Source organism: Mesorhizobium sp. P3_A8 (assembly GCF_056402995.1).
Genome location: NZ_JBFUGI010000002.1, coordinates 166376 through 187046, shown reverse-complemented (window position 1 = coordinate 187046; position 20671 = coordinate 166376). Strand labels below are relative to the sequence as shown.

The 20671-nt window shown below is 61.4% G+C and carries 22 protein-coding genes; 14 read left to right on the top strand and 8 right to left on the bottom strand.

Annotated elements, in window-relative coordinates:
* Positions 1–145: 145 nt before the first annotated feature.
* The 7 genes from AC1DX4_RS04990 (at position 146) to AC1DX4_RS04960 (ending at position 7180) form a co-directional block, all read left to right on the top strand.
* Positions 146–781 (top strand): DUF1326 domain-containing protein, encoded by a 636-nt coding sequence (locus AC1DX4_RS04990; RefSeq protein WP_477219276.1) that lies wholly within the window; start codon positions 146–148, stop codon positions 779–781.
* Between the two features lie 9 nt (positions 782–790).
* A complete protein-coding gene (locus AC1DX4_RS04985) occupies positions 791–1681 on the top strand; it encodes a DUF2182 domain-containing protein (protein ID WP_477219275.1) in 891 nt (296 codons plus the stop codon).
* Between the two features lie 386 nt (positions 1682–2067).
* Positions 2068–3096 carry an amino acid ABC transporter substrate-binding protein gene (locus AC1DX4_RS04980; protein ID WP_477219274.1) on the top strand — a complete coding sequence of 343 codons (1029 nt, stop codon included), beginning with the start codon at positions 2068–2070 and terminating at the stop codon, positions 3094–3096.
* Between the two features lie 63 nt (positions 3097–3159).
* Entirely contained in the window at positions 3160–4347 is a 1188-nt protein-coding gene (locus AC1DX4_RS04975; RefSeq protein WP_477219273.1) for an amino acid ABC transporter permease, read from the top strand.
* A gap of 4 nt (positions 4348–4351) precedes the next feature.
* On the top strand, positions 4352–5509 hold the full coding sequence (locus AC1DX4_RS04970) for an amino acid ABC transporter permease (RefSeq protein ID WP_477219272.1): 1158 nt from the start codon (positions 4352–4354) through the stop codon (positions 5507–5509).
* Between the two features lie 139 nt (positions 5510–5648).
* The gene (locus tag AC1DX4_RS04965; protein WP_031240865.1) at positions 5649–6398 is read left to right on the top strand and encodes an amino acid ABC transporter ATP-binding protein; all 750 of its coding nucleotides are present in this window, start codon (positions 5649–5651) and stop codon (positions 6396–6398) included.
* Positions 6399–6514: 116 nt separating this feature from the next.
* Positions 6515–7180, top strand: a complete 666-nt coding sequence (locus tag AC1DX4_RS04960) for a TIGR02117 family protein (protein ID WP_477219271.1) — start codon at positions 6515–6517, stop codon at positions 7178–7180.
* A 17-nt stretch (positions 7181–7197) separates the two neighbouring features.
* On the opposite strand, the gene AC1DX4_RS04955 is transcribed toward AC1DX4_RS04960, so the two are convergent.
* The 4 genes from AC1DX4_RS04955 to AC1DX4_RS04940 all read right to left on the bottom strand — a co-directional run bounded on the left by AC1DX4_RS04955 (position 7198) and on the right by AC1DX4_RS04940 (position 9362).
* Positions 7198–7521, bottom strand: coding sequence for a BrnA antitoxin family protein (locus AC1DX4_RS04955; RefSeq protein WP_477219270.1), 324 nt, complete (start codon positions 7519–7521; stop codon positions 7198–7200).
* Complete coding sequence (locus tag AC1DX4_RS04950; RefSeq protein ID WP_477219269.1) at positions 7499–7798, bottom strand: BrnT family toxin; 300 nt, start codon at positions 7796–7798, stop codon at positions 7499–7501. The genes AC1DX4_RS04955 and AC1DX4_RS04950 overlap by 23 nt, the downstream gene beginning before the upstream one ends.
* Positions 7799–7864: 66 nt before the next feature.
* The gene (locus AC1DX4_RS04945; protein WP_477219268.1) at positions 7865–9097 is read right to left on the bottom strand and encodes an FAD-dependent monooxygenase; all 1233 of its coding nucleotides are present in this window, start codon (positions 9095–9097) and stop codon (positions 7865–7867) included.
* A 19-nt stretch (positions 9098–9116) separates the two neighbouring features.
* Positions 9117–9362 carry a zinc-finger domain-containing protein gene (locus tag AC1DX4_RS04940; RefSeq protein ID WP_475451425.1) on the bottom strand — a complete coding sequence of 82 codons (246 nt, stop codon included), beginning with the start codon at positions 9360–9362 and terminating at the stop codon, positions 9117–9119.
* A gap of 228 nt (positions 9363–9590) precedes the next feature.
* On the opposite strand from AC1DX4_RS04940, the gene AC1DX4_RS04935 reads away from it, so the two are divergent.
* The 4 genes from AC1DX4_RS04935 to AC1DX4_RS04920 all read left to right on the top strand — a co-directional run bounded on the left by AC1DX4_RS04935 (position 9591) and on the right by AC1DX4_RS04920 (position 15107).
* Positions 9591–11792 carry an RNA degradosome polyphosphate kinase gene (locus tag AC1DX4_RS04935; RefSeq protein ID WP_477219267.1) on the top strand — a complete coding sequence of 734 codons (2202 nt, stop codon included), beginning with the start codon at positions 9591–9593 and terminating at the stop codon, positions 11790–11792.
* Complete coding sequence (gene ppx / locus AC1DX4_RS04930) at positions 11792–13327, top strand: exopolyphosphatase (protein ID WP_477219266.1); 1536 nt, start codon at positions 11792–11794, stop codon at positions 13325–13327. Before AC1DX4_RS04935 ends, ppx begins: the two co-directional genes overlap by 1 nt.
* Positions 13328–13399: 72 nt before the next feature.
* Entirely contained in the window at positions 13400–14020 is a 621-nt protein-coding gene (locus AC1DX4_RS04925; RefSeq protein WP_477219265.1) for a hypothetical protein, read from the top strand.
* 34 nt (positions 14021–14054) lie between these two features.
* Positions 14055–15107 (top strand): serine hydrolase domain-containing protein, encoded by a 1053-nt coding sequence (locus tag AC1DX4_RS04920; protein WP_477219264.1) that lies wholly within the window; start codon positions 14055–14057, stop codon positions 15105–15107.
* Positions 15108–15113: 6 nt separating this feature from the next.
* Here AC1DX4_RS04920 and AC1DX4_RS04915 read toward each other — a convergent pair whose 3' ends face one another.
* The 3 genes from AC1DX4_RS04915 to fumC all read right to left on the bottom strand — a co-directional run bounded on the left by AC1DX4_RS04915 (position 15114) and on the right by fumC (position 17688).
* Positions 15114–15521 (bottom strand): DoxX family protein, encoded by a 408-nt coding sequence (locus tag AC1DX4_RS04915; RefSeq protein WP_477219263.1) that lies wholly within the window; start codon positions 15519–15521, stop codon positions 15114–15116.
* Positions 15522–15690: 169 nt separating this feature from the next.
* Positions 15691–16113 (bottom strand): DoxX family protein, encoded by a 423-nt coding sequence (locus AC1DX4_RS04910; RefSeq protein ID WP_477219262.1) that lies wholly within the window; start codon positions 16111–16113, stop codon positions 15691–15693.
* Positions 16114–16290: 177 nt separating this feature from the next.
* Positions 16291–17688 (bottom strand): class II fumarate hydratase, encoded by a 1398-nt coding sequence (gene fumC, locus AC1DX4_RS04905; RefSeq protein WP_477219261.1) that lies wholly within the window; start codon positions 17686–17688, stop codon positions 16291–16293.
* 206 nt (positions 17689–17894) lie between these two features.
* Between fumC and AC1DX4_RS04900 the strand changes: the two genes are divergently transcribed.
* Complete coding sequence (locus AC1DX4_RS04900) at positions 17895–18665, top strand: sensor histidine kinase (RefSeq protein ID WP_477219260.1); 771 nt, start codon at positions 17895–17897, stop codon at positions 18663–18665.
* A 3-nt stretch (positions 18666–18668) separates the two neighbouring features.
* Positions 18669–19070, top strand: coding sequence for a sensor histidine kinase (locus tag AC1DX4_RS04895; protein WP_477219259.1), 402 nt, complete (start codon positions 18669–18671; stop codon positions 19068–19070).
* A gap of 43 nt (positions 19071–19113) precedes the next feature.
* Here the strand turns inward: AC1DX4_RS04895 and AC1DX4_RS04890 are convergent, their stop codons facing one another.
* The gene (locus AC1DX4_RS04890) at positions 19114–19593 is read right to left on the bottom strand and encodes a cupin domain-containing protein (protein ID WP_477219258.1); all 480 of its coding nucleotides are present in this window, start codon (positions 19591–19593) and stop codon (positions 19114–19116) included.
* A gap of 111 nt (positions 19594–19704) precedes the next feature.
* Between AC1DX4_RS04890 and AC1DX4_RS04885 the strand changes: the two genes are divergently transcribed.
* Positions 19705–20670: a LysR family transcriptional regulator gene (locus tag AC1DX4_RS04885; protein ID WP_477219257.1), complete on the top strand. Its 966-nt coding sequence runs from the start codon at positions 19705–19707 to the stop codon at positions 20668–20670.
* Position 20671: the final 1 nt, after the last annotated feature.

Sequence of the window (20671 nt, the reverse complement as noted above, 5' to 3'; positions counted from 1 at the left end):
GAATGGTATATAATCAACTTCTAATATTAATCGCCGGGTTGCCTCGATCAGATGCTGCCGGATGGTTTTTGCCGGCTGGCCTGTTGGTCCCTTCGATCCGGATATCGCGCTCGCAGAGCATGAGCGCGGCAAGGGGAGGAATGCCATGCCCGACGTCAAATGGACAATGAAGGCGCGCGAATTCATCAACTGCAATTGCGCCTATGGCTGCCCATGCCAGTTCAACGCCTTGCCGACATACGGCTTTTGTCAGGCGGTTGCCGGCATGGAGATCGAGAGCGGCCACCATGGCAGCACCAAGCTCGATGGATTGCGGTTCGTCGGGATTTTCCGCTGGCCCGGCGCGATACACCAGGGCAAGGGCGAAGCCGCGGTGGTTATCGACGAGCGGGCGAGCGAGGCCCAGCGTGAGGCGCTGCTGCGCATACTGGGCGGTCAGGACACCGAACCAGGCGCGACAATATTCCAGGTCTTTTCGACCACGCTGGAGAAATTCCATGACCCGATCTTTGCCCCGATCGAGTTCGAGGTCGACGTCGAAGCGCGAACCGGACGGTTGCACGTCAAGGGCGTGACCGACGGTCATGGCGAACCGATCAAGAATCCGGTCACCGGGGCCGAGCATCGGGCACGCATCGACCTGCCGCACGGCTTCGAATACGCGATTGCCGAAATCGGCCGTGGCTGGACCAAAACGACAGGTCCGATCAAGTTCGAGGTGGCCGATACGCACAGTCATTTTGCCAATCTGCATCTTACGCAGAGCGGCATCGTTCATTGACCTGATCCAATGAGCGACACGGCCCTCGAGGCGGTGCTGCGGCGCGACCGCGCGGTCGTGATGACCGCGCTCGTCGTGATTGCCGTACTCGCCTGGGCCTATGTGCTGTGGCTCGCCACTGACATGGCCGTGCCCGCCTCCCCGATGCCGGCCGGAGCAAGCGGCGGCATGGCCGGAATGGACATGTCGAAGATGGACATGGGCGGCATGAATATGGGCGGCATGGACATGGGCGGCATGGATGTGGGCGCCGCCGTGGCGCCCGGGTTCCGGGCCTGGGCACCCGCCGATTTCGCTTTCATTTTCACGATGTGGGCGGTGATGATGGTCGGTATGATGACGCCTTCGGTCGCGCCGATGCTGCTGCTCTATGCCGGCGTCGGCCGCAGGGCGCTAGCCGATGGCCGGCCTATCGCTTCGACCGGATGGTTCTTTACCGGCTATCTCGCCGTCTGGGTCGTCTTCAGCATCGTGGCAACCGTTGCGCAATGGCTGCTTGCGCGCCTCGCCTTGCTCGATCCCTCGATGGCGACCGGCAGCACGATCCTCGGCGGCCTCGTCCTGATCGCCGCCGGCCTCTATCAATGGACGCCGATCAAGGGGGCCTGCTTGCGCCAATGTCAGGGGCCGATCGCGTTCCTGGCCAGTCACGGCGGGTTTCGCTCGGCGCCACTCGGCGCGCTTCGGCTGGGCGTTGATCACGGCCTCTATTGTCTGGGCTGCTGCTGGGCGCTGATGGCTCTGCTGTTCGTCGGCGGAGTCATGAACATCCTGTGGATCGCCGGCATCGCCATCCTCGTTCTCCTGGAAAAGACAGTCACGGCCGGGCAGTGGATCCCGCGCATTTCCGGCGTGTTGATGGTGGCGGCAGGCGCGTGGCTCATCTCGCGCGCGCTTTGACGGCGCGTGTCTGACAACAGTCTTCGGACGAGCCAATTCATCCCGCATCCCAGATCAGTCATGCCAGGTTGGTGCCAGGGATGGATTTCGCCGCTGGCCCGCATTTGCGTTGAATGCGCTTTGCCGACTTTATTCGCGCCGTGACTAAATCGCGGGCGCGTTTGTCTGCAATTCGGGCATTTCCGGCAATCGATTTTCAAACACGTTCGGATTCGGTCATTTCCCTTGACCTCACGAGAATTATCGCCTTCGATGCTCTTCGTGAATGGGAGGCGGCGCGTCGGTTACGATGCGGGATTCCGGGAATGGGCTGGAATGGGAGCTGCGTTCACACGGGAAAAAAGATCAGGGTTTGCCTGAAAAACAGAGAAAAGGGTCTGTGGGTCATGAAACATATTGCTATCGGCATTCTTGGCGCCGCTACGCTTGGACTGATGGCGTCGACCGCGTCGGCTACGACGCTCGATACCGTCAAGGCGAAGGGCTTCATCCAATGCGGCGTCTCGACCGGTCTGGCCGGCTTCTCGGCGCCGGACGACAAGGGTGAGTGGCAGGGCATCGACGCGGATTTCTGTCGCGCCGTGGCCGCCGCTGTCTTCGGTGACGGCACCAAGGTCAAGTTTACGCCGCTCAGCGCCAAGGAACGCTTCACCGCGTTGCAGTCCGGCGAGGTCGACATCCTGTCGCGCAACACCACCTGGACCATCAACCGCGACACCGCACTCGGCCTGAACTTTGTCGGCGTCACCTACTATGACGGTCAGGGCTTCATGATCAACGCCAAGAAGCTGCCGGGCGTCAATTCGGCGCTCCAGCTTTCCGGCGCCGCCGTTTGCGTGCAGAGCGGCACCACCACCGAGCTCAATCTCGCCGACTACTTCAAGGCGAACAAGATGGAGTACAATCCGGTCGTCTTCGAAAAGCTCGAAGAGGTCAACGCCGCTTATGACGCCGGCCGCTGCGACGTCTACACCACCGACCAGTCGGGCCTCTACGGCATCCGCCTGACACTGGCGTCACCGGCCGATCACGTCGTGCTGCCCGAGATCATCTCCAAGGAGCCGCTCGGCCCGGCAGTGCGCCAGGGCGACGATCAGTGGTACCACATCGTCAAGTGGACCTATTTCGCGCTGTTGCAGGCGGAAGAACTCGGCATCACCAAGGCCAATGTCGATGAAATGAAGAACTCCCCCAGCCCGGAGATCAAGCGTGTGCTCGGCCAGGAAGCCGACACCAAGATCGGTACCGATCTCGGCGTCTCCAACGACTGGGTGGTCAACATCGTCAAGTCCGTCGGCAACTATGGAGAACTGTTCGACCGCAATGTCGGCTCGGGTAGCCCGCTCAAGATCGCCCGCGGCATCAATGCGCTGTGGACCAAGGGCGGCCTGCAATACGCTCCGCCGATCCGCTGACCGAAATGTGATCCGGGTGGCAGATCGTCTGCCTCCCGGTTTCTCTTTCCAGGGGATGGTCGAATGGCATCGCAGGAAGTTCTTCGCGAGGCGCCAAGTCGCGCTTCTCTTATAAACGACCCCAAAGTCCGCAGCATTTTCTATCAATGCCTGGTCGTTGCCTTGCTGGTGTCGGGTGTCTGGTGGATTGTCCACAACACCATCGTGAACCTCGCAAATCTCCACATTGCTTCCGGCTTCGGCTTTCTGAGGGGCCGCGCCGGTTTCGACATCTCTGACACGCCCATCGCCTATACGTCGGACTCAACCTATTTCCGCGCGATTCTTGTCGGCTTGATCAACACGTTGATCGTCGCCTTTGTCGGCATCATCACGGCCACCATCATCGGCTTTATCGTCGGCATCGGCCGGCTGTCGAAAAACTGGCTGATCCAGAAGATCTGCACCGTCTATGTCGAGGTGTTCCGCAACATCCCGCCGCTGCTGGTCATCTTCTTCTGGTATTCCGGCGTGCTGGCCGTGTTGCCGGCGCCGCGCGACAGCTATCATCTGCCTTTCGGATCCTTCCTTAACCAGCGCGGCTTCTATTTTCCGCGCGCTATCTGGGGAGATGGCTCCTGGCTGATCCTGGTGGGTCTGCTTGTCGGCATCGCCATGGCGTGGTTCGTCGCCCGCAAGGCGCATCAGCGGCAGATGGCGACCGGCCAGCAATTCCCGGTGTTCTGGACATCGCTCGCGCTGATTGTCGGGCTGCCGCTGCTCGCCTACGTGCTAAGCGGCTTTCCGCTGACCTTCGATTTTCCCAAGCAGTCCACCTTCAACCTGAGTGGCGGTTTCGTCGTCAAGCCGGAGTTTCTGTCGCTCTATCTGGCGCTGTCGTTTTATACCGCCGCCTTCATTTCCGAGATAGTGCGCGCCGGCATTCGGGGCGTTGCCAAGGGCCAGAGCGAGGCCTCGGCGGCGCTTGGCCTGCGTTCCGGCCAGGCGTTGCGGTTGGTGGTGGTACCGCAGGCCATGCGCATCGTCATTCCGCCACTGGCCAGCCAGTATCTCAACCTGACCAAGAATTCCTCGCTCGCCATCGCCATCGGCTATCCCGACCTGACGGCGACGGCCGGAACAGTGCTCAACCAGACCGGCCAGGCTGTGGAATGCGTGGTCATCATGATGGTGATCTATCTGGCCATCAGCATTCTGACCTCGCTGCTGATGAACTGGTTCAATGCCAAAATGGCTCTGGTGGAGAGGTAAGGACATGCAAGAACATGATATGTCCTGGGTACGCACCGAAATGATGCTGGCGCAACCGGCGCCTGCCGGTGTCACGGGCCTCAGCGCGTGGGTGCGAAGGAACCTTATCGCCTCGGTAGGCGATACCATTATGACCATAATCGGTCTCGCGCTGGTGGTGATGATCCTCCCGCAGATCATCAACTGGGCCTTCATCAACGCTGTCTGGACAGGACCGAACCGGACCGTATGCGCCACGGTAACGCAGGGCGGAATTCAGCCGGACGGCTGGTCTGGCGCCTGCTGGGCCTTTGTGAACGCCAAGTTCGGCCAGTTCATGTTCGGAACCTATCCGATCGAGGAGCGCTGGAGGCCGATTCTGGTTGGCATATTGCTCGTCGTGCTCATGGTGCCGATGCTGATACCGAGCGTGCCGCGCAAGGGCCTCAACGCCCTGCTTCTGATCGTCGGTTTACCTGTTGTGGCGTTCTTCCTGCTGGTGGGCGGCGTGTTCGGTCTGGAACCTGTCGAAACCGCACGGTGGGGCGGCCTGCTGGTGACGCTGTCGCTGTCTTTCGTGGCCATCGTCGTGTCGTTGCCACTTGGCATCGTACTGGCGCTTGGCCGGCGCTCCAAAATGCCGATCGTCAAGATGCTGTGCGTCATTTTCATCGAAGCCGTGCGCGGCATTCCGCTGATCACCGTTCTGTTCATGGCCAGCGTCATGCTGCCGCTGTTCCTGCCGCCGGGCGTCACCTTCGACAAGTACCTGCGCGCGCTCATCGGCGTGTCGCTGTTTGCGGCCGCCTATATGGCCGAAGTGGTGCGCGGCGGCCTGCAGGCGATTCCCAAGGGGCAGTATGAAGGCGCCGATTCGCTCGGTCTCGGCTATTGGCAGAAGATGTATTTCATCGTCATGCCGCAGGCGCTGAAGCTGGTCATCCCAGGCATCGTCAACACCTTTATCGGCATGTTCAAGGACACCAGCCTGGTCACCATCATCTCGATGTTCGACCTCCTTGGCATCGTCAAGCAGAACTTCTCCGACGCCAATTGGGCGACGGCGCAGACGGCCAAGTCCGGTCTGATCTTTGCCGCCTTCGTCTTCTGGCTGTTCTGCTTCGGCATGTCGCGCTATTCAATGTACACCGAACGCCGGCTCGACACCGGCCACAAACGCTGATGCATGTCGCCCAAAAGTGTGTTGCGGTTTTTTGTGATAACGACATGCATCATAACCAAAGATAAGAAAACAAGGGGACCCTGTCATGGCCACCGAAAATGCCGTCAGCGCGGAAGAGATCAAGGTCAACGCCGCCAAGATGCACATCTCGACCACCGATGTCGCCATCGACATCATCGCCATGCACAAATGGTATGGCGAGTTCCATGTGCTGAAGGACATTAATCTGAAAGTGATGCGCGGCGAACGCATCGTCATCTGCGGGCCGTCCGGCTCCGGCAAATCGACGATGATCCGCTGCATCAACCGGCTGGAGGAGCACCAGAAGGGCAAGATCATCGTCGACGGCAAGGAACTGACCAACGATCTGAAGAAGATCGACGAGGTGCGCCGCGAGGTCGGCATGGTGTTCCAGCATTTCAACCTGTTCCCGCATCTGACCATCCTGGAGAACTGCACGCTGGCGCCGATCTGGGTGCGCAAGACGCCGAAGAAGCAGGCCGAGGAAATCGCCATGCATTTCCTCAAGCGCGTGAAAATTCCCGAGCAGGCCAACAAATATCCCGGCCAGTTGTCGGGCGGTCAGCAGCAGCGCGTGGCGATCGCCCGCTCGCTGTGCATGAACCCGCGCATCATGCTGTTCGACGAGCCGACCTCGGCGCTCGACCCGGAGATGATCAAGGAAGTGCTGGAGACCATGGTCGGCCTGGCCGAAGAGGGCATGACCATGCTGTGCGTCACCCACGAGATGGGCTTTGCCCGCAAGGTCGCTAACCGGGTGATCTTCATGGATCAGGGCCAGATCGTCGAGCAGAACACGCCGGCCGAATTCTTCGACCACCCGCGCCACGAGCGCACGAAACTGTTCCTGTCGCAGATACTGCACTAGGCTTTCAGTGAACCAAGGGAGAGCCCGGCCGAAACAGTGCCGGGCTCTTTTGCGTATGATGGGCAGGAGGCGGGCGGTTCGTGTCGCGCCGGGATGCGTTTGCGGGGCCGCCATTCATGAAAAAGCTCGGCCGTTTTCTGGGTCTGCTGCTGATCGCAGTCGCGCTCGCCGTGACGCTCGGCACTTTTGTGCCGCGGCCGCTCTGGCAAACAGCCGGCGACAAGTCTTCGACGCGTCATATCCTGGTGCTGAGGAACCCGATCCATACCGACATCGCCATTCCGGTCGAAGATGCCGTGCGTCAGCGCTTTCATTTTCTGGTCGAAGCCGGCATCCCGGCCGACGCGCCGGAGGTGCGCTACATCGTCTTCGGCTGGGGCGGCCGCGCCTTCTATCTGGAAACGCCGACCTGGTCTGAGCTCAAGGCTGTTCCAGTGATGAAGGCGCTGACCCTCGATGCGTCGGTCATGCATGTCGATGTCGCCGGCGATATTGTCGAACCGCATCCCGATGTCGCAGGCTTCGACATCGGTGATGGCCAGTTCGCGGCATTGCTTGATTTCATCCAGGCCAGTTTTCAGCGGGGACCGAGCGGCCCGATCCATATCCAGAATGCCGCTTATTCCAGATTCGACGGCTTCTTCGAAGCCAACGGCCATTTCAACGCACTTGTCGGCTGCAACACCTGGACCGCCGCCGCGCTGCGCACCGCTGGCCTGCGTACCGGCTGGTGGAACCCGCTGCCGGTTTCGCTGGGGCTGTCGATGCGGCTGTATAATTGAACCAGGCGTCTACCCGTTCAGCCAGTTTTGCGATCCTGTCTCGTCACATACTCACGTAGTGCCTTGTTGATAGCACTTTGATAGCCACGACCATCGGCCGTGCGTCTTTTGAACCAGGCGACAAGATCGGAATCGAGGCGAAGGGTCAGCTGCTGCTTGATCGGTTTGAAATAAGGATTTCGAACAGCGTTCTGCCAGAACTCTTCCGTCAATTCCGGGATATCACTGGTATCGACATCGTCTTCGGGACGCGCCTTCAAAGCCGCAATTTCTGCCTTCTGGGTTTCCGTCAGCGGAGGCGGATTGGTCGGATCAAACTTATATCGAACGACTTTGCGCATAACGTTTTCTTTCTACCGGCGTGGCCCGCCGCGCTGAAATGATCCGGATCACCTCTATGCCGTCTTCTTCCCTATCGGCGTGGGCTACCAACAAAACAAACGCGCCATCAACCACGCCCGTCGTCTGCCAGCGGTATTCGCCGTCGTCGACTCTGTCCTGTTCAACCAGTGCGAAGGGATCGGAGAAAACGCGAACGGCAGTCTCGAAACTCACGCCATGTTTGCGCAGATTTGACCTAGCCTTTTCCGAATCCCATTCAAATCGCAATTCTTCCATGTGACGTAACCACAAAAATGTAACTACAAATAGTCAGTACGTCAAGGTTGGCTGGTCTCGACGCACCTACCGCCTGACAATCTTCTGTTCCTCCCAGCCATAGAGCCAATCCAGGTCCGCACCGAGTTTCTCTGCTGGCCGTGTCGCCAGCACCAGGTTTCGTGCAATCGCTACCGGACCCCACGCATGCCACGCGAGCCGGTTGAGCGCGCCGCGCTTGCGCACCTTTTCGACGCGCCGCCGCCGCAGGTTCTCCCAGATGGTGAGGCTCTGCTTCGGGTCGCCTGGAAAGTCGGCGACGAGATTGGCAAGCATCGCCGCGTCCTCGATAGCCATTGCCGCGCCCTGTGCCGCGAACGGCGTCATCGCATGAGCTGCGTCGCCGATCAGCGCGATGCCCTGCGGACTCGCCCACCGCGGTTGTTCAACGGTATGGATCGGAAAGGCCGTCCAGGGGCCGGCCAATGCGACAAGTCTTCCCAACGCCTGCACGGTACCGCGCATGGCTCCCCCAAGGATGGCGGGGTCGGCATGGCCCGACCAGCCTTCCGCGATGCGCTCGCCCCTGGTGAAGGCGGCAAGATTGAAGGCGCTGCCTTTGCGGACGGGATAGGCGACCATGTGGAAGCCGGGATGGAGGAAAGTGGTGACGCAGTCGGCAGCGCCAATGGCGGCAAAGGCCTGTCCGGCGGGGCTGTCGGTCGCCACGGTTGCGCGCCATGCCAGTTCGCCGGAAAAATGGCTTGACGCAAACCCGCTTTTCGAACCGGCGAGCCCGCGCACCGATGACCACACGCCATCGGCGCCGACCAGCAGAAAGCCATGCGTCTCGGTGGTGTCGCCTCCGGTCTCCACACTTGCCGTGACGCCATGGGGACCAGTGGCAATTTGGCCAACGCGTGCGCCGGTTGTGAGATGGATATCAGGCATCTCGGCAACACGCGCCATCAGTGCGCTCTGCAGGTCGGCCCGGTGCGCGACGAGATAGGGAGCGCCCCAGCGGCTTTCCCCGGCTTGTCCCAACGGTACCCGCGCGAGTTCTCGCAGCGTCCTTGCGTCCTTCAGCACCACGGCCTCCGGCCGCACCGCTGCCGGCAGAAGCCGGTCGAGCACGCCGAGTTGGCGCAGGATCCGTGTCGCGTTGGGAGAGAGCTGGATGCCGGCGCCTGCCGCTTCCAGGCGCTGTGCCTGTTCGAAAACCTGCACAGGGTAGCCACGTTCGGCAAAGGCAATGGCTGCGGTCAGCCCGGCGACGCCGGCTCCGGCGATGACGACTTGCCGGGAGCGCGTGTCGTCCATCAGGGCTGTCGCGAAAGAATCAGGCGGCCTGGTCGATGTAGAGGCAGCCGGCCGGCAGCGTTTCCGACGCCTTCAGCTTCGGCGAATAGCGGTAGAGCGTCGAGCAATAGGGGCAGACTTTCTCATTGTCGTCGCCCATGTCGAGAAACACATGCGGATGGTCGAAAGGCGGGTTGGCGCCCGTGCACATGAATTCCTTGACCCCGATGTCGATCGCCGGATGGCCCGCATCGTTCTGGAAATGGGGAATGGAACCGCCTGCCATCGTCGTCTCCTTAACGCAGTCACGCATGCATCTGGATCATAACAGGTCTCTTTGCAAGATCGATGAAATCAAACTGTCGCAAAAGCCTGTCAGAGGATAAGTTAAGCCGGTTAAGCGCGTGAGCGCGGACGCAAAGCGATTCCGCGACCGATCATGCGTCACAACGGCATGTTAGAGCGTCCATCGCCATCTGGCGGCGCTGCAAAAGGAACGGTTACGGGCAGGAACATGAACGAACTGAAGCCGGTGCAGAGCGAATTCGTCAATGTCGAGGTGGCCAGTTCGGAAGGCGGCAACCCCGATCGCTTCGTCAACCGCGAGTTTTCCTGGCTGCAGTTCAATCGCCGCGTGCTCGAAGAATCGCTGAACACCCATCATCCGCTGCTGGAGCGTGTGCGCTTCCTGTCGATCTCGGCAGCCAATCTCGATGAGTTCTTCATGGTGCGTGTCGCTGGCCTTGCGGGCCAGGTGCGCGAAGGAATCACGCTGAAAAGCCCCGATGGCCGCACGCCCGAGCAGCAGCTCGAACAATTGCTGCGCGAGGTTGAACGGCTGCAGGAAGACCAGCAGAAGAGCCTTTCGGCACTCACAGTGTTGCTCAACAAGGAAGGCATCGAGAGCATCACCCGCGACGCTCTGACCAAGGACGAGAAGGTCTGGCTGGAGGACCATTTCCAGGACCAGGTGTTTCCGGTGCTCACCCCGCTGTCGATCGACCCGGCGCATCCGTTCCCGTTCATTCCCAATCTCGGCTTCTCGATGGCGTTGCAGCTGCGCCACCGCAAGAATGGCGAGGAGATGAGTGCGCTCTTGCGCCTGCCGGTGGCGCTGAAGCGCTTCATCCGTTTGCCCGATCGCAAGCACCATGTCCGCTTCATTCCGCTGGAAGAGGCGGTCGGCCTCTATATCGGCAAGCTGTTTCCGGGCTACGAGGTCAAGGGTTCCGGCACGTTCCGCATCATTCGAGACAGCGATATCGAGGTCGAGGAGGAGTCGGAAGATCTCGTGCGCCTGTTCGAGACGGCGCTGAAACGCCGCCGCCGTGGTTCGGTGATCCGCATCGAATTCGACAAGCTGATGCCTGGCGAACTGCGCGAATTCGTCGCTGGCGAGCTCGGTGTCTCATCGAGCCGTATCAGCGTGCTCACCGGACCGCTGGCGCTCAGCCAGATCTCCGAGATTGTCTCCATCCCCCGCGATGACCTGAAGTTCACGCCCTACAATCCGCGCTTTCCCGAGCGCATCCGTGAGCATGGCGGCGACTGTTTTGCCGCCATTCGCGAGAAGGACATCGTCGTCCACCACCCCTATGAATCCTTCGACGTCGTCGTGCAGTTCCTGCGCCAGGCGATGGCCGATCCCGAAGTGGTGGCGATCAAGCAGACGCTTTACCGCACCTCCAACGACAGCCCGATCGTGCGCGCGCTGGTCGACGCGGCAGAGGCCGGCAAGTCGGTGACCGCGCTTGTCGAGCTCAAGGCCCGGTTCGACGAAGAAGCCAACATCCGCTGGGCGCGCGATCTCGAGCGCGCCGGCGTGCAGGTCGTGTTCGGCTTCCTCGAGTTGAAGACCCACGCCAAAATGTCGCTGGTGGTGCGGCGCGAGGATGGCAAGCTGCGCAACTACGTGCATCTCGGCACTGGCAACTACCACCCGGTCACCGCGCGTATCTACACTGACCTGTCCTTCTTCACCACCGATCCGACGATCGCCCGCGATGTCGCCCAGCTGTTCAATTTCATCACCGGCTACGCCGAGCCGACCGATGAAATGCGGATCGCGATCTCGCCATTCACGCTGAGAAGCCGCATCCTGAAGCACATTTCCGACGAAGTCGCCCATGCGCTGGAAGGAAAGCCGGCGCGCATCTGGATGAAGATGAACGCGCTTGTCGACCCGATCATCATCGACGCGCTTTACGATGCCAGCCGCGTCGGGGTGGAAATCGACCTCGTCGTGCGCGGTATCTGCTGCCTGCGGCCGCAGGTGCCGGGCCTGTCGGAAAACATCAGGGTCAAGTCGATCGTCGGCCGGTTCCTCGAACACAGCCGCATCTATTGTTTCGGCAACGGCCATGGCCTGCCCTCGGATGAAGCGATCGTCTACATCTCCTCGGCCGACCTGATGCCGCGCAATCTCGATCGCCGCGTCGAAACCATGGTGCCGATCACCAATCCAACTGTGCATGAACAGATCCTGGGCCAGATCATGCTGGGCAACATCATGGACAATCAGCAAAGTTTCGACGTATTGGCAGATGGAACCTCCCGGCGCGTGGTGCTGGAGGAGGGCGAGGAACCGTTCAACGCGCAGGAATATTTCATGACCAATCCGAGCCTGTCGGGACGGGGTGACGCGCTGAAGTCGCATGCGCCCAAACGCATTGCGCAGTTCAAGCGCCGCAAGAAGAACGCCGCAGCGTCCACCTGATGCTGTCTGATTCCCAGGGCCGGCTGCAGGACCGCCGACCGCTGTCCATCATCGACATCGGGTCGAATTCGATCCGCCTCGTTGTCTATGAAGGGCTGGCGCGCTCGCCGACCATGCTGTTCAACGAAAAGATGCTGGCAGGTCTTGGCCGCGGCATCGTTTCGACCGGCAAACTCGACCCCGAGGCGGTGACGCGCTCGATGGAAGAGTTCCGCCGCTTTCGCGCGCTGTCCGATCAGGCCGGCTCCGAGCATATGTATGTCTTGGCTACCGCCGCCGCGCGCGAGGCGATCAACGGCCCCGATTTCATTCACCGCGCCGAAGAGGTGCTGAAGACCGAGATCCGCGTCATCAGCGGGCGCCAGGAAGCCCATTATTCGGCGCTTGGTGTCATTTCGGGCTTCCATCCGGCCAATGGCATTGCCGGCGATCTGGGCGGCGGCAGCCTCGAACTCGTCGACGTCAATGGCGAGGCGATCGGTGACGGCATAACGCTGCCGCTCGGTGGCCTGCGTCTGCAGGACATGGCGAAGAATTCGCTCACCCAGGCGCAGAAGATCGCGCGCGACGAGTTGGCGCGGGCCAAGCTGTTGAAGGGCGGGCAGGGCCGGCCCTTTTACGCCGTCGGCGGCACCTGGCGAAACCTCGCCCGGTTGCACATGGAGATGAACAACTACCCGCTCGGCGTCATGCACCATTACGAGATGTCAGCCGACAGTGCGGCGAACTTTCTCAAGCAGGTGGCCAAAGCCGAGATCGAGAAGGTCAAGGGGATCGAAGGCGTTTCGAAGAACCGCCGCTCGCTGCTGCCCTATGGCGCCATCGTGTTGCAGGAGATCATGGCGGCGATGCAGCCGTCGAAGATCATCGTCTCGGCGCTCGGCGTACGAGAAGGCTTTCTCTATTCGCTGCTCGATGAGGCGGAGCAGAAGGCCGATCCGTTGATTTCGGCGTCCGAGGAGCTCGCCCGGTTGCGCTCGCGCTCCGTCACCCATGCGCACGAGCTGGTCGACTGGACGGCCAAATCCTTTGCCGCCTTCGGCATCGACGAGACCGAGGACGAGGCGCGCTACCGCCACGCAGCCGCATTGCTGGCCGATATCGGCTGGCGTGCGCATCCCGAATATCGCGGCAGGCAGTCGCTCAACATTATTGCCCATGCCTCTTTCTACGGCGTCGACCATCCCGGCCGTGCCTTCCTGGCTTTGGCCAGCGCCTATCGTCACGACGGCATCTTCAACGAATCCATCGCACCCGAAATCAAGGCGCTGGCTACGCCACGCTACCTTGAGCGGGCCCGGGTGCTGGCGGCGATGATGCGGGTGGTCTATCTGCTGACGGCCTCGATGCCCGGCATCATGCCTAGGCTGAAATGGGAACAGCGCGCCAACGGCGTGCTGGCGCTGGTGTTGCCGGCGTCGCTCTCCGACCTCTACGGCGAGCGGCCGGCCGGCCGCTTGGCGCAATTGGCGCGGATCACCAACCGCAGGCTGGTGCTGGCGGTCGAGGGCGGGCCGAGCGTGTCGGTGAAGTAGCATCGGGAGCCGTGTTCCCTGGGGCGGATCGGAAGAGGGCGACGACTGGGGGCGGCGGGGCGGAGAAAATACATGAAATGCAGCCAGATATTGCTGTTGTTGCTTTCAGCCCTCGGCTTTTTGGGCGTCGGATCAGCAAGAGCGCAGACGCTTTACACCTTGTCCCTTGAGTCCAAAGGGACATTCAAGTTCGATCGGTCTTATCCAAAGGGCGATGGCGAAAGAATGCCGTTTAATTTTCACCGGATGCTCGTGGCGCCCAAGCACGGAGAGAAAATAAATTACTTCGTATTCAAGCCAAGCGCCGACATATTCAAGCTCATGAAGTCTCTCTCGAAGGCTGATTTGTTCTCGCGACTTCAGCCGTGTTCTCAAGGTATCAACCAAGCTCTGTTTGATAAGGCGCAGACCATCGGAGGGTCGATCAGGCCCATCTTTGGCAGGGTCGATCTGTTGCCATACCTGAAGAGAAGAGAGCTGATTCAATCAGATGGCTATGTGTACGTCGCGATAGACGGCAACCTTCGGAATTACGTCAAAGCGCAAAGCGATTTTGGATACGAATGGGTGTCTGAAGCAGTACGAAAAAGACAGCTATGTCTCTACATAGGTGTCGGCCGTCTGGGTTACGGAGGCCTTGCCTCACAGCCCGTGAATGTAAGTCGGTTGGCAAACTTCGTTTTCTCGGACTGATGTGAGTGGGTCGATGACCGTTACACGGAAACCCATGTCGCCGTCCCCTAGCGGCGAATCGCCGAAATCCCTCGGTTTCGATCCCACGATCCATCGCAAGCTCGTCGCCGGCATCGAATCCGGTCTGCTGCGCGATCTGCACGTGGTTCTCGCCGCCCGCGCCGGGCAAGTCTTCCTGGAGCACTACGCGGAAGGCGCCGATGGGGAATGGGGGCGGCCCCTCGGTCATGTCGCTTTCGACGCCGGCACGCTGCACGATCTGCGCTCGGTGACGAAGAGTATTGTCAGCCTGCTTTACGGCATTGCGCTCGACAAGGGATTGGTGCCGCCGCCCGAAGCGCCGCTTGTCGCGCAGTTTCCCGAATATGCAGGTCTCGCCGCCGACCCGGCCCGCGCCAGGATCACCATCGGCCACGCACTGACGATGACGCTCGGCATGGAATGGGACGAGAACCGTCCCTACAGCGATCCGCTGAACAGCGAGATCGCGATGGAACTCGCCCCCGACCGCTATCGCTTCGTCCTCGAACGGCCGATCATCGCGGAAGCCGGGAGCCGCTGGATCTATTCCGGTGGCAGCGTGGCGCTCGTTGGCGCGATCATCGAGAGAGGCAGCGGCAAATCGCTGCCGGACTTCGCGCGTGAAGCACTGTTCGCGCCGCTCGGCATCGGGCGGTTCCACTGGTCGGCCGGTAACGATGGCATCGCCTCGGCAGCCTCGGGGCTCAGGCTGACCGCTGGCGATCTGCTCAAGATCGGTCAGTTGCTTCTTCGCAAGGGCGAGTGGAACGGGCAGCGCATCGTCTCGGAAAGCTGGATCGCGGCATCGTTCACATCGGCGACTTCGACGCCCGATGGCCTCGGCTATGGTCGGCTGTGGTTCATCGGCGACGCGCCCGCGCCAGCCTTCGATGCTCCCAAACCGTGGCATGCCGGCTTCGGCAATGGCGGCCAGCGGCTCTGGCTGATGCCCGAGGCGGACATCGCGGCCGTCATCTATGCCGGCAAGTACAATGCCTGGGATGCCTGGGTGACGCCGACGCGCGTCTGGCGCGAGATCATCCTGGCCAATTTCCTGCGTCTTTAATCGAGATCAAGTCTCGCTGCCGCGTCCATCGGCCGACCAGGCTCCGGCACCAGCCATCGCCAGCGCCAGGAAACCGCCTGATATAGCAATGTCCTTCATAAGCATTTGCTGGTGCAGGAAGGCGAGCATCGCATCGTCAGCGCCCTGGCCGTAGTGGCCGATAAAGCCGGCAACGACGCAGAAGGCCGCCAGCAGCAGCGCCACGATCCGGGTCTGGAAGCCGACGAGGACCAGCAATCCGGCGATCAGCTCGAACAGGCCGGTGCCCCAGGCGGCGAGCGTCGGCAACGGCAGACCGAGGCCGGCGAAATAGGCTGAAGTGCCGGCGATGTTGGCGAGCGCCTGAAAGCCTGACGGTACGAACATCACGGCAAACAGCAGCCGCGAAACCAGAAGCAATGCGTTGCGAGCCATGGCCACCTCCCTTGCCGGCGCCTGATTGGGTCCGAGCCAGCCACCGCGCAGTCTACGCCTGCGCTGCTGCCGCCGATACCGAACCGGCTACTTCAGACAACGAAAAAGCGGCGCGAAAAATTCCGCGCCGCTTCTGTCAAGACCTGGGAGGGGGCTTGGGAGGGGAGGCTCAGCCGCGCTTGGCGTCGATCGAATAGGCGCCCGGGCCTGAGGAAGCCAGCAAGATGAAGCCGCCGGTGATGGCGAGGTTCTTGAGAAACTGGATCATCTGCATCTGGTCGGCCCAGCCGGTGTGAGCAACCAGCCCGGTGGCGATGGTGAAGACCGCGAGCACCCAGGCGGCAATCCGGGTCTGGAAGCCGACGAGGATGGCAAGGCCGCCGAGCAGTTCGATCAGGCCGACGACAACGGCGGTTACGGTCGGAAAGGGCAGGCCGATACCGCCGAAATAGGCAGCGGTGCCGGAAATGGCGGTGAGCTTGCCGAAACCGGAAAGCAGGAAAATGACCGCGAGCAGGATGCGGCCGAGCAGGATGGTGACAGCGCTGTTGGACGCGGTGCCGGCGCCGGCGGCGGAAGTGTTGATGGACATGGGGACTCTCCGAATGGGTTGAATGCCGGAGAGATAGACGATACCGACTGTTCACCAAAGCCGCCTATCCGGCGACACATCGTTCACAGGTTGTACATTTCCGTGATCGGCCAGGAAGCGCGAAATTTGTGTCGGGTGATGTGGTGACGGGAGCAAATTATCCCGCCGAAAAACACCTTACCCCGGATGCGTCATGTCCTCCGGCCGCACCAGCCGGTCATAGTCGGCCTCGCTGACCAGTCCGGTGGCCAGCGCCTCCTCGCGCAGCGTCGTGCCGTTCTTGTGCGCCGTCTTGGCGATCTTGGCGGCGTTGTCGTAGCCGATGGTCGGCGCAAGCGCCGTCACCAGCATCAGCGAGCGGTCGAGGGCCGCCTTGATATTGTCTTCACGCGCCTCGATGCCGACGACGCAATTGTCCGTGAAGGAGACCGATGCGTCGGCGAGCAGCTGCACCGACTGCAGGAAATTGTAGGCCATCAGCGGGTTGTAGACATTGAGCTCGAAATGGCCTTGGCTGCCGGCGAAGGTCAGCGCTGCGTTGTTGCCGAACACCTGCACGCAGACCTGCGTCATCGCTTCGCACTGCGTTGGATTGACCTTGCCCGGCATGATCGACGAGCCGGGTTCGTTTTCCGGCAGCGACAATTCGCCGAGACCCGAGCGCGGGCCGGAACCGAGGAAGCGGATGTCGTTGGCGACCTTGAACAGCGCGGCGGCCGCCGCGTTGATGGCGCCGTGCGAAAAAACCATGGAATCGTGTGCCGCCAGCGCCTCGAACTTGTTCGGCGCGGTGACGAAGGCGATGCCGGTGATGGCGGCGATGCGGTCAGCCACCCGCTCGGCAAAGCCGACCGGCGCGTTGAGGCCGGTGCCGACAGCGGTGCCGCCCTGCGCCAGTTCCTGCAGGCCGGGCAGCGTCAGTTCGATGCGCTTGATCGATGAGGCGACCTGCGCCGCATAGCCTGAGAATTCCTGGCCCAGCGTCAGCGGCGTGGCATCCTGCGTGTGCGTGCGACCGATCTTGATGATGTGGTTGAACTCTCGGCTCTTGGCGGCAAGCGCCTTGTGCAGGTGCTTCAACGCTGGCAACAAATCGTGCACGATGCGCTCGGCGCAGGCGATGTGCATGGCCGTCGGATAGGTGTCGTTCGACGACTGGCTCATATTGACGTGGTCGTTGGGATGCACCGGCTTCTTCGAGCCCATGACGCCGCCCAGCATCTCGATCGCCCGGTTGGAGATCACCTCATTGGCGTTCATGTTGGATTGCGTGCCCGAGCCGGTCTGCCAGACCACCAGCGGGAAATGGTCGTTGAGCTTGCCGTCAATGACCTCTTGCGCCGCCTCGACAATCGTTTTGCCGATCGCGGGATCGAGGCGCTTCAGCTCCATATTGGCTTCCGCCGCCGCCCGCTTGACGATGCCCAGCGCGCGCACGACCGAAACCGGCTGCTTTTCCCAGCCGATCTTGAAATTGCCGAGTGAGCGCTGCGCCTGCGCGCCCCAATAGCGGTCGGCCGCAACCTCGATGGGGCCGAACGTATCGGTTTCGGTTCTGGTCTTTGGCGTGCTCACGGCAAGTCTCCGGTCTGTCGATTTGGGCAACGGCGTATCGCGTTGCACAAATGGCTTCAAGCGGAGATTGCGGGCGGTATGGATGCAAATCGGTTCAAGTCTGGACTGAGAAAGCGCCGTGGCGGCACGAAAGCGCATTTTAGCTTGATGACAGATACCGAGCCGTCAAATACGGTGCCGCGCAACGGAATTCTGATCAGGTAGACGTGGCACACGATTTCCAGCACGACATAGATGCAATCGTACGCATTGATGCCATTCCGACCATTCTCGACGTCGTTTGCCGCACCACTGGAATGGGCTTTGCCGCGGTCGCCCGCGTTACCGAGGATCGCTGGATCGTCTGCAGCGTGCTCGACAATATCGATTTCGGCTTGGCTCCGGGTGGCGAGCTGAAGGTCGAAACCACCATCTGCAACGAGATTCGCGCCAGCCATGAAGCCGTGGTGATTGATAGCGTTGCCGATGATACGGTTTTTTGCGGCCACCACACGCCCGCGCAATATGGTTTTCAGAGCTACATATCGATGCCGATCATCCGCAAGGACGGGCAGTTCTTCGGCACGCTATGCGCCATCGACCCACGTCCGGCGCGGCTGAAGAACCGCGAAATCATCGGCATGTTCAAACTGTTCGCCGAACTGATCGCGGCCCATCTGGACGCGGCCGAGCGGCTGGACGCCGCCCGTGCCGAAACCCTGCACGAGCGCGGCAACAAGGAATTGCGCGAGCAGTTCATCGCGGTCCTCGGTCATGACCTGCGCAACCCGCTCGGCTCGATAGCGTCCGGCGTCAACATGCTGAAGCGCACCGATGACGAGGCGAAGCGCGCGCAGATCCTGGCCCTGATGGAAGGCAGCGTGGTGCGCATGAGCGGGCTCATAGACAATGTGCTCGACTTCGCCCGGACCCCTATGGGCGCGGGGCTGGTGGTCAAGGAGGCCGAGCCGAAACCGCTGGAACCTGTGCTGGAATAGGTGGTGGCGGAATTCCGCTCGGTTCATCCAGATCGTGTGATTGAAACCGAATTCGACGCCGCCACGCCCGTTGCCGCCGACCATTTACGCCTCGCCAGGCTGTTCTCGAACCTGATCGGCAATGCGCTCAATCACGGCGCCGCCGGCACGCCGGTCAGGGTGGGTGCAACGATGACCGAGGGCGAACTTGTCTTCTCGGTGGCCAATTCCGGCAAGCCGATCCCGGCTGAAATGATGGCCAATCTGTTCCAGCCGTTCGTGCGCGGCAAAACCACCCATGAGCAGGGCCTCGGGCTGGGACTCTATATCGCGTCCGAGATTGCCAAGATGCATGGGGGCAAGGTGGAAGCGACATCGACTCCACAAGAGACGCGCTTTGTCTTTCGCATGCCGCTGAAGCACTGATCGCCCGCGTGAATGACTGGCGGCCAGCCCACCGCCTTGCTCCTCAGGCTAGGGGTGGGCCAACGATGTCGATGCCATTGTTTGCGCAGAGCTGTACCAGTGCCGCGATGATCTCCGGTGTCGGCTCCATCCGCGGTGGCAGTTCCGGCCGTTCCGCCGGACGGCTTGCCTGACGCAGCATCGTCTCGAAATCGGAGCCGCGCGTGACGGTGAGGCTGCGCGCGCCTTCGGGCGACTCGACCCTGTAGGTGTGCGGCAGACTTTTCGGTGCGATGACGGTTTCGCCGGCGACGGCAATCCGCTCATGACCATTGATCTGAAAGCGCAGCCGTCCTTCGAGGATATGAAACACCTCGTCCTCATTCCGATGCACATGCAGCGGCGGAGAGTCGCCGCATGGCATGCGATGTTCCACAACGCAGATGCCGTCAGCTCCTGCCTGCGACGAGACGTGGATGGCGACGAGCGTGTTGTTGAACCAAAACAGTTCCTTGCCTGTGATTGTCCCGGAGGTCATTGTCATGGCTCTCTGTTCCTTTTGGGTCGCTTTGCCGACGGGGCGGCGTCGACAACGACCTAATCAGGGACATGCCGGCGATGGAAATCCAATGATCGTATGGGGCGAATTGATGCGATGAATTTGAATGGCCTCGATCTCAATCTCGTCCGGGTGCTCGACGCGCTGCTGCGGGAAAGAAGCGTGACGCGTGCCGGTGAGCAGATTGGCCTCAGCCAGCCGGCCGTCAGCGCGGCGCTCAATCGCTTGCGCCACGCTCTCAACGACCAGCTGTTCGTGCGGCACGGCAACGACATGGTGCCGACGCCGCGCGCGGAGAGCCTGGCCGAGCCGGTGCGCCTGGCACTGCGCGAGATCGAACGCGTCTTCCATTCGGCGCAGTCGTTCGATCCAGCGGAGCTCGAGCGAACCTTCACGCTCATGGGTGCGGATTTCTTTTCCATGCTGCTGATGCCGACGCTGGCGGCGCGCGTCGCGGCCATCGCGCCGCGTGTGTCGTTAAGGTTTCTCGATAGCGCGCGCGGCGATGTTTCGCGGCTGCTTCAGGATGACGAAATCGATGCGGCACTGGAACGTCCGCTGGAGGTCTTGGACTGGGTCTCCAGCGTACCGCTGTTTCATTCGCCATTCGCAATCATTGCGGCGCGGGACAACGCTGCGATCAGGCAGGCGGGGATCGCGGACGGCGAGCTGCTGCCGCTTGAGCTTTTCTGCGAACTGCCCCACGTCCTTCGCTCGATCGACGGCTCGATGTCGGGCTCCACCGACGAGGCGCTCGGCAAGATCGGACGAAAGCGTCGTGTCAGCCTGGCACTGCCGCACTTTCAAGCCGTCGCGTTGGCGGTGGCAAACGGAAACTACCTTTCCGCGGTTCCCAGGCAGTTCGCGGTTTGGGCGGCAAAGACCTTGCCGCTCGCCATGTTTGAACCGCCACTTCCCATCGCTGTCCCTGAAATCAGGATGTATTGGCACGCGCGCCACGACGACGAGCCACCTCATCGCTGGATTCGCAATCAGATCCTGGAAGTTGTCGACGCTCTTGGATTTGTGGAAAGCGCTCAGCGTGAAGTTGCCGGCACGTAAC

Coding starts and splice junctions, on each gene's coding strand:
- AC1DX4_RS04990 (WP_477219276.1), top strand. CDS start 146: ATGCCCGACGTCAAATGGACAATGAAGGCGCGCGAATTCATCAACTGC.
- AC1DX4_RS04985 (WP_477219275.1), top strand. CDS start 791: ATGAGCGACACGGCCCTCGAGGCGGTGCTGCGGCGCGACCGCGCGGTC.
- AC1DX4_RS04980 (WP_477219274.1), top strand. CDS start 2,068: ATGAAACATATTGCTATCGGCATTCTTGGCGCCGCTACGCTTGGACTG.
- AC1DX4_RS04975 (WP_477219273.1), top strand. CDS start 3,160: ATGGCATCGCAGGAAGTTCTTCGCGAGGCGCCAAGTCGCGCTTCTCTT.
- AC1DX4_RS04970 (WP_477219272.1), top strand. CDS start 4,352: ATGCAAGAACATGATATGTCCTGGGTACGCACCGAAATGATGCTGGCG.
- AC1DX4_RS04965 (WP_031240865.1), top strand. CDS start 5,649: ATGCACATCTCGACCACCGATGTCGCCATCGACATCATCGCCATGCAC.
- AC1DX4_RS04960 (WP_477219271.1), top strand. CDS start 6,515: ATGAAAAAGCTCGGCCGTTTTCTGGGTCTGCTGCTGATCGCAGTCGCG.
- AC1DX4_RS04955 (WP_477219270.1), bottom strand. CDS start 7,521: ATGCGCAAAGTCGTTCGATATAAGTTTGATCCGACCAATCCGCCTCCG.
- AC1DX4_RS04950 (WP_477219269.1), bottom strand. CDS start 7,798: ATGGAAGAATTGCGATTTGAATGGGATTCGGAAAAGGCTAGGTCAAAT.
- AC1DX4_RS04945 (WP_477219268.1), bottom strand. CDS start 9,097: ATGGACGACACGCGCTCCCGGCAAGTCGTCATCGCCGGAGCCGGCGTC.
- AC1DX4_RS04940 (WP_475451425.1), bottom strand. CDS start 9,362: ATGGCAGGCGGTTCCATTCCCCATTTCCAGAACGATGCGGGCCATCCG.
- AC1DX4_RS04935 (WP_477219267.1), top strand. CDS start 9,591: ATGAACGAACTGAAGCCGGTGCAGAGCGAATTCGTCAATGTCGAGGTG.
- ppx (WP_477219266.1), top strand. CDS start 11,792: ATGCTGTCTGATTCCCAGGGCCGGCTGCAGGACCGCCGACCGCTGTCC.
- AC1DX4_RS04925 (WP_477219265.1), top strand. CDS start 13,400: ATGAAATGCAGCCAGATATTGCTGTTGTTGCTTTCAGCCCTCGGCTTT.
- AC1DX4_RS04920 (WP_477219264.1), top strand. CDS start 14,055: ATGTCGCCGTCCCCTAGCGGCGAATCGCCGAAATCCCTCGGTTTCGAT.
- AC1DX4_RS04915 (WP_477219263.1), bottom strand. CDS start 15,521: ATGGCTCGCAACGCATTGCTTCTGGTTTCGCGGCTGCTGTTTGCCGTG.
- AC1DX4_RS04910 (WP_477219262.1), bottom strand. CDS start 16,113: ATGTCCATCAACACTTCCGCCGCCGGCGCCGGCACCGCGTCCAACAGC.
- AC1DX4_RS04890 (WP_477219258.1), bottom strand. CDS start 19,593: ATGACAATGACCTCCGGGACAATCACAGGCAAGGAACTGTTTTGGTTC.
- AC1DX4_RS04885 (WP_477219257.1), top strand. CDS start 19,705: ATGAATTTGAATGGCCTCGATCTCAATCTCGTCCGGGTGCTCGACGCG.